The 12,873-nt window shown below is 60.1% G+C and carries 8 protein-coding genes; 2 read left to right on the top strand and 6 right to left on the bottom strand.

Annotation, left to right across the window (positions count from 1 at the left end; all coding sequences use genetic code 11):
* Positions 1-57: 57 nt before the first annotated feature.
* The 6 genes from F0P96_RS02805 to F0P96_RS02780 form a co-directional block, all read right to left on the bottom strand.
* The gene (locus tag F0P96_RS02805; protein ID WP_235917360.1) at positions 58-684 is read right to left on the bottom strand and encodes a chemotaxis protein CheC; all 627 of its coding nucleotides are present in this window, start codon (positions 682-684) and stop codon (positions 58-60) included.
* 62 nt (positions 685-746) lie between these two features.
* Positions 747-2,384 (bottom strand): chemotaxis protein CheA, encoded by a 1,638-nt coding sequence (locus tag F0P96_RS02800; protein ID WP_151077210.1) that lies wholly within the window; start codon positions 2,382-2,384, stop codon positions 747-749.
* Positions 2,384-3,472 (bottom strand): CheB methylesterase domain-containing protein, encoded by a 1,089-nt coding sequence (locus F0P96_RS02795; RefSeq protein ID WP_151077209.1) that lies wholly within the window; start codon positions 3,470-3,472, stop codon positions 2,384-2,386. The genes F0P96_RS02800 and F0P96_RS02795 overlap by 1 nt, the downstream gene beginning before the upstream one ends.
* A 73-nt stretch (positions 3,473-3,545) precedes the next feature.
* Positions 3,546-3,932: a response regulator gene (locus tag F0P96_RS02790; RefSeq protein ID WP_151077208.1), complete on the bottom strand. Its 387-nt coding sequence runs from the start codon at positions 3,930-3,932 to the stop codon at positions 3,546-3,548.
* Positions 3,933-3,976: 44 nt separating this feature from the next.
* Positions 3,977-4,519, bottom strand: coding sequence for a chemotaxis protein CheW (locus tag F0P96_RS02785; RefSeq protein ID WP_151077207.1), 543 nt, complete (start codon positions 4,517-4,519; stop codon positions 3,977-3,979).
* Positions 4,520-4,584: 65 nt separating this feature from the next.
* Positions 4,585-9,072, bottom strand: coding sequence for a methyl-accepting chemotaxis protein (locus F0P96_RS02780; RefSeq protein ID WP_235917359.1), 4,488 nt, complete (start codon positions 9,070-9,072; stop codon positions 4,585-4,587).
* Positions 9,073-9,423: 351 nt separating this feature from the next.
* On the opposite strand from F0P96_RS02780, the gene topA reads away from it, so the two are divergent.
* Both topA and F0P96_RS02770 read left to right on the top strand, forming a co-directional pair.
* Positions 9,424-11,889 carry a type I DNA topoisomerase gene (gene topA, locus F0P96_RS02775; RefSeq protein WP_151077206.1) on the top strand — a complete coding sequence of 822 codons (2,466 nt, stop codon included), beginning with the start codon at positions 9,424-9,426 and terminating at the stop codon, positions 11,887-11,889.
* 232 nt (positions 11,890-12,121) lie between these two features.
* Positions 12,122-12,850: a M48 family metallopeptidase gene (locus F0P96_RS02770; RefSeq protein ID WP_151077205.1), complete on the top strand. Its 729-nt coding sequence runs from the start codon at positions 12,122-12,124 to the stop codon at positions 12,848-12,850.
* Positions 12,851-12,873 lie beyond the last annotated feature (23 nt).

Raw genomic sequence — 12,873 nt, 5'->3', positions numbered from 1 at the left:
CGGTGAGACGGAAGACCCACTGCAAGCCTTCGGTCTCACCGATTCGGGACAGGAGGCTTACTTGCCGCCCGAGAGGTCGTAGGTGCGAATGATAGCCAGGATTTTCACGAAGGTTTCGCGGTCGAAGAAGAGCATCAGCGGGAGTTCCACGTTGCTGTTTTGATCGGAGAACTGCGTAATCACCGAGAATATCAGCGGCTGCATCAGCGGGTGATTCAGCAGCAGATTGTCGAGGGCGTTGGCAATGTCGCCTTTGGGGGCCACGGGCGGCGCACCGTAGATTTTGGCTTTCAGGATATTGGCCAATTGCGTGACCAAAGCCCCCGTAATGATGTTGCTGATTTCCAGCAGCAACGATTCCTGCATCTCGTTAAGCACGATGGTTTCGTCCACCGTTTGGCGCAAGCACACCCGCGCCAGGCGCTGGACGTGCTGGCCCGAGAAAAACATCAGGGTCGTGCCGTTGAAGTCGCCTTTGATATCGGACTGAATGGCAACGTGCTCGGCTTGGTACTTGCGCACCATTTCCAGAATATCACGGCCGCGCACCAGCTCGAGGCTGGGTACTTCCAACAACACCTTTTCCTGGGCAATGGCCGCAAACGAGTCGGCAGCCCTTGCCAGGCCGATGTTGAGTATTTCGCGGATGATGTCCCGCTCCAGATCTGTCATGTGCAGGTCCATACAGAATCAATTAAGCATGCGGGCGGTGCGGCAGCAGGAGCCCGAATGGGTTGGTACGAGTTTCATGGGCGGCGGGCTAAAAATAAACGCGTGAGGGCCGGTACGTCCAGTACCAGGCACACTTGCCCGCTGCCCAGGAGCGTAACGCCCCCGAACAAGTCAATCATGTCCAGCGGCTGGCTCACGGGCTTAATTACAATGTCCTGCTGGCGCAGGAACCGGTCCACAATCAGCCCCAGTTTGCGGCTGTTGTAGTTGGTAATGATGATGTCTTGGCGGCCCACCAGCGTGTCTTTGCTGGCGGGCACCAAGGTGTCGTCGGTGTCGGAAAGCAGTTCGCGCAAACTCACCACGGGCACGTTCTCGCCCTGAATTTCGGCCAGCAGCATGCCGCCGACGATGTTCAGGTGTTCGGGCCAGAGCGACACCACCGAATCGGTGTGCATGAGCGGCAGCGCGTAGGAATGCTCTTCCAATTCAAACAGCAGCGCACCTTTCACGGCAATTGACGTCGGCAGCACCAGCGTAAAGGTGGTGCCCTCGCCCAGGCGCGATTCTACCCGCACCTGGCCGCCCAACGAGTCGATGGCCAGCTTTACGACATCGAGCCCCACTCCCCGGCCCGATATTTCGGTCACTTGGTCGGCGGTAGAAAAGCCTGCTTCAAACAGCAAGGCATATACTTCGCCTTCGCTCAGCCGCGAGGCGACTTCCGCCGACACCTGCCCGCGCTGCACGGCCTTGCGCCGCACTGCTTCCACGTCGATGCCGCGGCCGTCGTCGCTGATGCGAATGAGCACGTCGTCGCGCTCGGTTTGGGCCGACAGGCTCAGGTGGCCTTCAGGCGTTTTGCCGGCTTTGCGGCGTTCGGCCGGGGTTTCCATGCCGTGGCCGATGGCGTTGCGCACTAGGTGGAGCAGCGCATCGGTTATGATCTGCAGGATGTTGCGGTCAATCTGAATATCCTGCCCGCTGATGCTCAGCTCTACTTCCTTTTGCTCGGCGGTGGCCACGTCGCGCACCACCCGCGGAAATTTATTGAACAAGGTGCCCACGCCCACCAAGCGGGCATCCATCACCGAGTACTGGAGGTCGTCGGCAAGGCGGCTAAGGTGAGCCGCTACGTTGGCTAGTGCCGGGTCGCCGATTTCCTGGCTAAGCGTGAGCACCCGGTCGCGGTCGATAATCAACTCCCCCACCAGATTGAGCAAGTGGTCGAGCTTTTTGATCTGGATGTAGACCAGATCCGAGAGTTCGAGCTTGCGGTTGGCATCTTCATCGGACGGAACCACCACGGCCGTTTCCACCTGCAGTTCTTCCCCGCTCACCAAGCGGTCGAGGTTTTCCAGCAGCGTACTTACATCCGGAAACGGCTGGTTTTCATTTACCGCCCGAATCATGCTGCCCATCGTGTCGACGCCATCAAACATGACAGGCACGAGGGAACCGCTGAACGCACGCTCTTTGCTGCGGATGAGCCCGAAGATGGTTTCCATCCGGTGGGCCAGTTCTCCCACTTCGGCAAAGCCCATGGCCCGCGCGTTGGCCTTCAGGTTGTGCATCAACCGGAAGAGTTCGTGCAGGGCCGCCTCGTCGTCGGGCTTCTTTTCCAGCACCGAAATGTGCTGGCTCATGGCGTCGTAGGCTTCCAGTGCCTCGGCCAAAAATATTTCCCGGTACTCCTGTTCGCGCGACTTCATCAGTTTATCGAACGGGTAACCGGAAAGAGCCGGGTGGCAACTAGGTTCCGCAAGGGAAGCGCGTGCGCATTCAAGAACGGGGCAATATCGGGCAGGGCTAGCGTAGCGGTGGCCAAGCCAGCCTGAATCACCGATTTGGGCATGGCAAACACTGCTGCGGTATCCTCATTCTGAGCTACCACCAACCCACCGTGGTGGCGGACTACTTGGGCTCCTAGCGTACCATCACGGCCCAAGCCAGATAGCACAACGCCAATGGTGTGGCGCCCGGCCGCCGCAGCTGCCGATTTCATCAGCAGGTCGATGCTGGGTTCGTCAAAAGAAGCCGCCGGCTCGGAGCTGGGCTGCAGGAGCCAACCGGTTGCTGCAGTTCCTTTGACTACCATATTGCTGCCGCCCGGCACTACCGCCACTTGACCAGCGTGCAAGCGCAAGCCAGCCGTTCCTGCTACCACCGGCAAAGCCGAGGCCCGGCGCAGACGCTCGACCAACGACGCCGTGAAGGCCGCAGGCAAATGCACGGCAACCACTACGGTATAGGGCAGCCCGGGGCGCAAGCCGCGCACGAGTTGCTCTACAGCAGCAGCACCGCCGGTGGAGCCACCCACCACTACAATCCCGCGCGGGGGTGTAGCCACCACCCGCCGCGAAAGCGCTGACACGGGCGACTCCAACGCAGGCGTGGTTGGGGCCGCTTGGGCAAAAGCCCCGCGCACCTTCCGCACGACTTCGCGTTGGTGCTGAAAGTAATTGGGGTGCGATGCCGGGAGCAGGGGCGTCAGAAAATCGTAGACACCCCAACGAGCCGCTTCGCGCAGCGCGCCGGGCCAGGGCGGCGTAGCACCGTAGACCAGCACCGGAGCCCGGTAGTGGCTCATCAACTGCTCCAGGGTTAGCAGCCGCTGCTCGCCCACGATAATCAGGCGGGGCCGGTGGCGGCGGGCCTGCACCAGCAGGTCTTCGGCGCCTTGCGACGAGGCTACCACGTGCGTATTCGCCTCGTCGCGCAGCAGCTTGCTAAGCTCCAGCCGAACCAGGCTGGGCAAGTCGCTGAGCAACACGGAAAAATGGGCGGAAGACGCGGGCACGGAATGCGGCAAAAGAAAAGCGCTAGCCCTGCGGCCGAAGCGGCCAAGCAGGGTTCAGCTGAAAAAAATTGGCTTAAGCGGAAGCTTCGTCGCCGTCGGACTGCAGGGCGGTGCTTACAATTTCGAGCACTTTGTCTTCCGAAAACGGCTTCACGATGTAAGCCGAAGCGCCGCTTTCAAGGGCTTCGTTGACGATAATTTCTTGGCCTACGGCGCTGCACATCACAATCTTGACATCCGGCAGCTCCTGGCGAATATCCTTCAGCACCTCCAACCCCGTGTTATCGGGCAGAATCACGTCAAGCGTAATCAGGTCGGGCTTGAATTCGAACGCCATTTCGCGGGCCTGTTGGCCGTTGGCGGCTTCGCCTACCACGTCGTACCCGGCGTCGGTGAGCATGTTCTTGAGCATCGTGCGCATGTAGAACGAGTCGTCTACGATGAGGATGCGGTTTTTCATAAGAGTCGGATGAGGGTACGAGGAAAGAGTTGGGGTCGAAAAAATCAGGCCTGTTTACGCTCGGCAGTTCCAGAAGATGCCGGCTTGGGCTTGAGTTGCATGATTTCCTCGGGGGTGAGCAGTTTGAGCATGTCCAGCACGATGATGATGCGCCCCTCCGTGCGGGCAATGCCTTCGATGTACTTGTCGTGCACGTTCAGGTCCTGGATGAATTCCGGGGCCTTTTCGATGGCGGAAGCGAGGATGGACAACGGCTGCGGCACCTCGCGCACCACAATGCCAATGGTGTAGTCGCGGGCTTCGATGGCCAAGGTAAAGCTGTGGTCGGGCAGTTTTTGGCCAGCCGGGCGCAGCTTAAACCGCTCCTCCAAGTCGATGATGGCAATGATGTCGCCGCGCAAATTGGCAATGCCTTTCACGAAGGGCGGCGTTTTGGGCATGCGGGCAACTTCAGGGGTAATGGTTACCTCCTTCACTTGCTCGATGCGAATGCCGTATTCTTCGTTGCCGAGCCGGAAAACAATCAGCTGAATGGGAGCTTCGGGGCGCGAAGTCTTTTTTTCCGGTGCCGGGGTTTGTTCAGTCATGCGCTACAGAACGGTTGCAACGGCCGGGCTTGCTTGCACAAGCCCGGCTCACGATGCAGTTCGGATTATTTTTTCTTGGGTTTAGGCGCCGGATTGGGCTTGCCGGCAGGCGCTGCCTTGCGAGAAGAGGCTGCCTTCGGGGCGGGCTTGGTAGCCGGCGCCGCAGCTGCGGCGACAGGAGTTTCAGCTGGTTTCGGCGCTGCTGCCCGCACCTGCTTCCGCTGGGGAGCTGTTGAGGGTGCTGCGTTTCGTTCGTTCACCGCATCGGCGGCCCGAGTTACGCGACCGGGCCGGGCGGTTGGGCGGTTGCCAGCGGCTTCCTCCCGCATGTTGCGACCCGCAGGAGCCGGGGTGGCACCGCGCCGGTCCCCGTTGGGCATTATGCCCACGCGGCCGGGCCGGGCCAGCGGCTGACGGCTATTGCCGCGCAGCGCCTCCTCGCGGGTTGCGGCTGCTTGCTGTTGCAGGCGGCGCAGGCCGTTGCCACGTTGCGGTACCGGCTCGTAGTACATTTCCTCGGCCAAGTGGTCCATCAGCTGGAAGGCCGAAAGGCCCACCTGCAGGTCGTCGGCAATGTCGGTCAGCTTTTGGCTCGACACCGTGAGTTCCTGCATCGAGGTCGACAGCTGCTTGGCCGTGCTGGCTACCTGCTGCGTGCCCGAGGCCGTTTGCTCGGCAATGGCTACTACTTCTTCCACGTACTTCACCACGTCGCCAATCGACGTTTTCTGCACGTCGGTTGCCGTGAGAATGTCGCGCGAGGTGCGGAGCGTTTCGCCCGAGGAAGTAGCAATGTTTTTAAAGGCCGAGCTGGCTTCGAATGTGGCGTTCTTGCCTTTCAGAACCCGCCCTTCCATGGTCGAAATAGCGGCGGCGGCCGATTCGGTGTCTTTGCTTACATCGGCCACGAGCACGTTAATCTCGTTGGCCGATTTGCGGGAGCCTTCGGCCAGCTTGCGAATTTCTTCGGCTACTACCGCGAAACCCCGACCGGCTTCCCCAGCGCGGGCGGCTTCGATGGCAGCGTTCAGGGCCAGCAGGTTGGTTTGGGCGGCAATGTCGGTAATCACGCTCAGCGACTTGCTGATGTCCTGCGAGCGAACCGAGAGTACGTCAATCGTCTTGGCTGTTTGGGCAGCTGCCGACGAGATTTCCTCCATGTTCTTTACCACTTCGGCCACCGTTTTCAGACCCAGCTGCGAGGTTTGCTCACCCAGGATAGCCGATTTGTTCACCACATCGGCTTTGCCGGCGGTTTCCTTGGTGGCCTGCATGATTTCCTCGATCAGCTTGAAGGCCTGGTCGGTTTTCAAAGCCTGGTTCTGCGCGCCTTCGGCCATTTGCTGCATGGCCAGGGCCACGTCAACCGTCACGCGGCTCATCTCCTGCCCTTTCTGTGCCATTTCTTCCGACGACGTCCCTACCACCTGCGACGACTCGTTGATTTCGGCCAGCAACTCGTTGAGCGAGTCCACGGCCGTGTTCAAGGCAATGGCCATGGCGTAGATGTCACCAGCGGTGGGCACCTCAACTTTTTGGGTCAGGTCGCCTTCCGAAATGGCCCGCACCACGCGCGACACCTCGAGTACCGGCGAGGCAATGGATTCAATCAGGTCGTTGAGCGTGTCCACGATGTCTTTCCACGAACCCGACACGCCACCTACCGACGCACGTTCGGTCAGCTTGCCCTCGACCCCGGCTACGCGGGCTACGCGGCTAACTTCCTGCGCCAAGCGGTTCAGGTCGTCCACCATGCGGTTGATGGTGTCGGCCAGTTCGGCCACCTCGCCACGGGCTTCCAGGGTCAGCTTCTGGGTCAGGTCACCCTTCGATACCCCGGTTACTACCTTCACGATGCCCCGTACCTGGGTGGTGAGGTTGGCCGCCAGCGTGTTTACGTTGTCGGTCAAGTCCTTCCACACGCCGGTCACGTTTGGCACGTTGGCCTGACCACCGAGGCGGCCTTCGGTGCCTACTTCCTGCGCCACGCGGGTTACTTCGCCAGCGAAGATGTTGAGCGAGTCCACCATGCGGTTGATGTTGTCTTTCAGGTCGAGCAGCTCGCCTTTAACATCTACCGACACCTTCTGGCTCAGGTCGCCACGGGCTACGGCGGTGGTTACGTTGGCAATGTCGCGCACCTGCGAGGTGAGCGACGCGGCCATAAAGTTTACGTTGTCGGTGAGGTCTTTCCAGGTACCGCGCACGTTGGGCACTACGGCTTGGCCGCCGAGCTTTCCTTCGGTACCTACTTCGCGGGCTACGCGGGTTACTTCGTCACCAAACGTGTTCAGGGAGTCCACCATCTGGTTCAAGTTCTCCTTTAGCTGGAGAAGCTCACCTTTCACATTTACAGTGATTTTCTGACTCAAGTCACCGCGGGCAACGGCGGTAGCTACGTTGGCAATGTCCCGTACCTGAGAAGTCAGGTTCGAGGCCATCGTGTTTACGTTGTCGGTCAAATCCTTCCAGGTACCACCCACGTTTGGCACGTTGGCTTGGCCCCCCAGAATACCCTCGGTGCCTACCTCACGCGCCACGCGGGTTACTTCGCCGGCGAAGATGTTCAGGGAGTCCACCATCTGGTTCAGAATGTTCTTCAGATCCAGCAGCTCGCCTTTTACATCAACCGTAATTTTCTGGGTCAAGTCGCCTTTTGCAACCGCCGTAGCTACGTTGGCAATGTCGCGCACCTGACTCGTCAGGTTCGAGGCCATCGTGTTTACGTTGTCCGTCAGCTCTTTCCAGGTACCACCTACGCGGGGCACGTTAGCTTGACCGCCGAGCTTTCCTTCGGTGCCTACCTCACGCGCCACACGGGTTACTTCGTCACCGAAGATGTTGAGCGAGTCCACCATCTGGTTCAAGATGTTCTTGAGCTCCAGGATTTCGCCCTTCACGTTTACCGTCATCTTCTGCGACAAGTCGCCGCGGGCAACAGCGGTAGCTACGTTGGCAATGTCGCGTACCTGAGAAGTCAGGTTCGAGGCCATGTTGTTTACGTTGTCGGTGAGTTCTTTCCAAACCCCACCAACGCCGGGCACTACGGCTTGGCCACCCAATTTACCTTCGGTACCTACTTCAAGCGCCACGCGGGTTACTTCGCCGGCGAACAGGTTCAACGAGTCCACCATCTGGTTGAGGTTCTGCTTGAGTTGCAGCAGCTCGCCTTTAACATCAACCGTAATTTTCTGGGTCAGGTCACCCTTTGCAACCGCCGTAGCCACGTTGGCAATGTCGCGCACCTGGCTCGTCAGGTTCGAGGCCATCGTGTTTACATTGTCCGTCAGCTGCTTCCACACGCCGGCCACGTTCGGTACCACGGCTTGGCCGCCGAGGCGGCCTTCGGTGCCTACTTCCTGCGCCACGCGGGTTACCTCGCCGGCAAACAGGTTCAGCGAGTCCACCATCTGGTTCAGGTTCTGCTTAAGTTGCAGCAGCTCCCCTTTTACATCGACGGTGATTTTCTGGCTTAGGTCGCCGCGGGCTACGGCGGTGGCCACGTTGGCAATGTCGCGCACCTGACTCGTCAGGTTCGAGGCCATGTTGTTTACGTTGTCGGTCAGGTCCTTCCACACGCCGGCCACGTTCGGCACCGAGGCTTGGCCGCCGAGTTTACCCTCCGTACCTACTTCAAGCGCCACGCGGGTTACTTCGCCGGCGAACAGGTTCAAGGAGTCCACCATCTGGTTGAGGTTTTCCTTCAACTGTAGCAGCTCCCCTTTTACGTTTACCGTAATCTTCTGCGACAAGTCACCGCGCGCAACGGCGGTGGCTACGTTGGCAATGTCTCGAACTTGGCTTGTCAAGTTCGAGGCCATCGTGTTTACGTTGTCGGTCAGGTCCTTCCACACCCCGCCTACGTTCGGTACCGAGGCCTGGCCGCCGAGGCGGCCTTCGGTGCCTACTTCCTGCGCCACGCGGGTTACTTCGCCGGCGAAGACGTTCAGGTTGTCGATGGTTTTGTTGATGGTTTCGGCCATCACCTTGAAGTCGCCCGATACCGGAATCTGAAACGACTCGTCGAGGTTACCGCGGCTGATATTCTTCAGTACCTTCCCTACTTCCAACACCGGCACGGCAATGGAGTCCACCAGGCCGTTGATGTTGTTGATCATGTCGCGCCAGAAACCCGTCGCGTTTTCGGCCGAGGCCCGCGCTTTCAGGTTGCCTTCCACCCCGGCCACCTTCGAGATGCGCGACACTTCGCCGCCTACCCCGCCGATCATCTCTACCATCGAGTTGTAGGCCTCGGCAATTTCGGCGAAGATGTCGTCGTTCTGCTTGGTCAGGCGCACCGAGATGTCGCCTTTCTTAAACGCATCGAGGGCGTAGAGCACCCGGTTGAGCTGCTCGTTGACGTAATCCTGGTCGGGGGCCGCCATTTGAGCGTTGCCGCGGGCAATACCCCGTTTGCGGGTTTGGTCGGTAGCGGGGGTGTTGCCGTTCAGCAGGCTGCTGCCCGAAGCCGAGGGCTTGGTTGCGGGCTGCGGCTGGGCGACATCGGTAATAGGTTGATTTGTAGCGGTCTTGTTGGTCTTCGCAGAAGCCATAGACAGGAAGTAGTAGCGCGGTGACGCCGGGTGAAGGCACGTGGGCCGCGCCTAAACGCCCCGCAGGGCGCCAAGCGCAGCCGACAAAGTTAGTAATTCAGGGTTAGCATGAAACGGGCAGCCGTGGGAAAAACGCAGGCAATTTTTGCGACGGGTCCTGGCTCGTTTGGCGAAGGTGAAACTGTAGCGGGGCGTCCGATGTTCCCCTCCTTGCGTATTCAAAATAGGTAGCAGCCGCTGCTGGAAGGATTATTCGTTCATCTTTGCGGCCGAAAACCCTGCACTCGGCCTTGCGCGCCGCCCCCATTTCCGTTTCCCCGCCCTTCGCTCCTCCTGCTACTCGCTTACTATATGGTCAAGAACCTTGTCATTGTGGAGTCCCCCGCCAAAGCCAAAACCATCGAAGGCTACTTGGGGAAAGACTTTGTGGTCAAATCCAGTTTTGGCCACGTGCGGGATTTGCCGAAAGACAACAATGCCATTGATATAAAGAACGGCTTTAAGCCAACGTACGTGGTGTCGCCCGACAAGCGCGACATCATTTCGCAGCTGAAGAAGCTAGCCAAGGAAGCCGAGGTGGTGTGGTTGGCAAGTGACGATGACCGCGAGGGTGAAGCCATTTCTTGGCACCTGGCCGAAACGCTGGACCTGACCAACGAGAAAACGCGGCGCATCGTGTTCCGCGAAATCACCAAGAATGCCATTCTCAACGCCATCGATTCGCCTCGCGAAATCGACCTGAACCTGGTGAATGCCCAGCAGGCCCGCCGCGTGCTCGACCGTCTCGTGGGTTTTGAGCTGAGCCCGGTGCTCTGGAAAAAAGTAAAAACCGGGCTTTCCGCTGGCCGCGTGCAATCGGTGGCGGTGCGCTTGGTGGTTGACCGCGAACGGGAAATCAACGGGTTTAAAACGGCTTCGGCCTACCGCGTAGTGGCCCGCTTTGATGCCGGCAACGGGGCCGTGCTGGAAGCCGAACTGCCGCAGCGCCTGAAGACCCGCGAAGAAGCCGAGGCGTTTCTGGCGGCTTGTGCCGGCGCTACCTACAGCATCGAAAACCTGGAGAAAAAGCCGAGCCGCCGTTCCCCGGCAGCGCCTTTCACCACTTCGACGCTGCAGCAGGAAGCCTCGCGCAAACTGGGTTTCTCGGTGGCTCAAACCATGAGCGTGGCCCAGCGCCTGTACGAAGCCGGCAAAATCAGCTACATGCGTACCGACTCGGTGAACCTCTCGCAGGAAGCCTTGCTGGGCGCCAAGCACGAAATCGAGAGCAGCTACGGCGCCGATTACGCCCAGACGCGCCAGTACAAAACCAAAGCCGCCTCGGCCCAGGAAGCGCACGAAGCCATCCGCCCGACGGATTTCTCCCTGCTGAAAGCCGGCACCGACTCGACCGAGCAGCGCCTGTACGACCTCATCCGTAAGCGTGCCTTGGCCTCGCAAATGGCCGACGCGCAGGTGGAGCGCACGACGGCTACCATCGGCATCAGCACCCAGCCGGGTGCGACGCTGACGGCTGTGGGCGAGGTCATTACCTTCGAGGGTTTCCTGAAAGCCTACGCCGAGTCGCGGGATGAGGAAGACGGCCAGGAAAACGCGGAATCGTCGTTTTCCCGCGGGCTGCCGCCCTTGTCGGTGGGCCAGCAGTTGCCGCTGCAGCGCCTCTCAGCCACCGAGCGGTACTCGCAGCCGCCGGCGCGCTACACCGAAGCGTCACTGGTGAAAAAGATGGAGGAAATGGGCATTGGCCGGCCGTCGACCTATGCGCCCACCATCAGCACCATTCAGAAGCGCGGCTACGTGGAGAAAGACACGCGGGAAGGCAAGGAACGCAAGTTTCACCAGCTCACGCTGGAAGGCAGCGAGGTGAAAACCGAAGTAAAAACCGAAACCTACGGCGCCGACAAAGCCAAGCTGTTTCCGACGGACACGGCCATGGTAGTCAACGACTTCCTGGTGGAGCACTTCCCGGTTATTGTCGATTTTCAGTTCACGGCCAAGGTGGAAGACGAATTCGACCGCATTGCCGACGGGCTGGAAAGCTGGGAGGAAATGATTTCGGGCTTCTACGGCACCTTCCACGAAACCGTGGAGCGCGGCAAAGAAGTGGAGCGCGCCGACGTGGGCACGACCCGCGAGATTGGTGTGCATCCCGAAACTGGCGACAAGATTATTGCGCGCCTCGGCCGCTTTGGCCCCTACGTGCAGCTGGGCGAAGCCGAGGGCGAAACCAAGCCCGCCTATGCCAACCTGCGCAAAGGTCAGTTCATTGAAAACCTGACGCTGGAAGACGCGCTGGAGCTGTTTAAGCTGCCGCGCGTGGTGGGCCAATACGAGGACAAGGATATGACGGCCGCCATCGGCCGCTTCGGCCCCTACATCCGCCACGACAGCAAGTTTTACTCGCTCGACAAAACCCAGGATCCGCACACCGTCACGGCTGAGGAAGCTGTGACGGTGATTCTGGCCAAGCGCAAGCAGGAAGCCGAAAAGCTCATCAAGTCGTTTGAAAGCGAAGGCCGCGCCGACGTACAGGTGGTCAACGGCAAATACGGGCCGTACATCGTGGCCGCCGGCAAAAACGTGAAAATTCCGAAGGGCGAAGAGCCGGTGGAACTGACCCTGGAGCGTTGCATCGAGCTGGCCGACGCCACCCCCGACAAGCCCGCCCGGGGCCGCTTCGGCGCCAGGAAAGCCGCCCCTGCTGCCGCCGCAGCCGACGGGGCAGAGCCGAAGAAAAAAGCGCCCGCCAAGAAAAAGCCGGCCGCTAAAACCGCTGCTAAACCGGCCGCCAAAAAAGCCGAAGCCAAAAAGAAATAATTCTGCGTTGATTTCGCCCAAAAACGCCGTGCCTCAACCAGCCAGTTGGGGCACGGCTCGTTTACCCCTCTGGGTACCCAAGGCTTTCCAGCGCTGAATCGGCAGCTTCTGCGGCGGGCCCAGCAGCCGTAACTTGCGGCGCGCATTGCGCAGCCGGGGCCGCGCACCATTTTCCACTTGGCGTCGGCTTTTTCGCTTTTCTGCGTCCGGCCTACCCGCGGCCGTTTTTTGTATGAGCACCCTCTTTCAGATTGGCGAAGTCGCCGTCGAAATTCAGCGCAAATCCGTTCGGACGCTGCGCCTCACCGTGTCGCCGCCCGATGGCCGGGTGCGGGTGACGGCGCCGCTGCGGATGCCTGCTGCCACCATCGAGGAGTTTGTGCTGGCGCGGCAGTTATGGATTCGCAAGCACCAAGCGCGTATTGCGGCGCTGCCCCAGCCGGCACGGCTTGCCTACACTTCCGGCGAAACGCATTACTTCCAGGGTCGGCCCTACGAGTTGCGGGTGCTGCCGACCACCAGCCGTTCGCGGGTAGAACTCGACGAGCAATATCTGCTGCTGTATGTGCCCGAGGGCAGCAGTTCCGCCGAACGCGAAATAGCACTGGCTGCTTGGTACCGAAGCCAGTTAAAAGCCCAAATTCCGGCGCTGCTGGCCTACTGGCAGCCGGTGGTGGGGGCGCAAGCGCAGGCCTGGGGCGTGAAGCAGATGCGTACGCGCTGGGGCACGTGCAACGTACGCGCCCGCCGCATTTGGCTGAATCTGGAGTTGATAAAAAAACCAACTGCGTGTCTGGAATACGTGGTGGTGCACGAACTGACCCATTTGCACGAGCGGCTGCACAACGCCCGTTTCTGGGGCCTAATGGACCAGTTCATGCCCGACTGGCGGCAACACAAGGCCACGCTGAACCAGCGGGTAGCGGGGATGCAGCAGCCTGCCGGAGGTGATGCCGACTAACATATGAATGCTTCCGGACGCTG

The sequence above is a fragment of the Hymenobacter busanensis genome, assembly GCF_008727865.1.
GTDB lineage: Bacteria > Bacteroidota > Bacteroidia > Cytophagales > Hymenobacteraceae > Solirubrum > Solirubrum busanense.
The sequence above is the reverse complement of the archived record's forward strand: the minus strand, read 5'-3'. Positions and strand labels throughout refer to the sequence as shown.

Coding starts and splice junctions, on each gene's coding strand:
- F0P96_RS02805 (WP_235917360.1), bottom strand. CDS start 684: ATGGACCTGCACATGACAGATCTGGAGCGGGACATCATCCGCGAAATA.
- F0P96_RS02800 (WP_151077210.1), bottom strand. CDS start 2,384: ATGAAGTCGCGCGAACAGGAGTACCGGGAAATATTTTTGGCCGAGGCA.
- F0P96_RS02790 (WP_151077208.1), bottom strand. CDS start 3,932: ATGAAAAACCGCATCCTCATCGTAGACGACTCGTTCTACATGCGCACG.
- F0P96_RS02785 (WP_151077207.1), bottom strand. CDS start 4,519: ATGACTGAACAAACCCCGGCACCGGAAAAAAAGACTTCGCGCCCCGAA.
- F0P96_RS02780 (WP_235917359.1), bottom strand. CDS start 9,072: ATGGCTTCTGCGAAGACCAACAAGACCGCTACAAATCAACCTATTACC.
- topA (WP_151077206.1), top strand. CDS start 9,424: ATGGTCAAGAACCTTGTCATTGTGGAGTCCCCCGCCAAAGCCAAAACC.
- F0P96_RS02770 (WP_151077205.1), top strand. CDS start 12,122: ATGAGCACCCTCTTTCAGATTGGCGAAGTCGCCGTCGAAATTCAGCGC.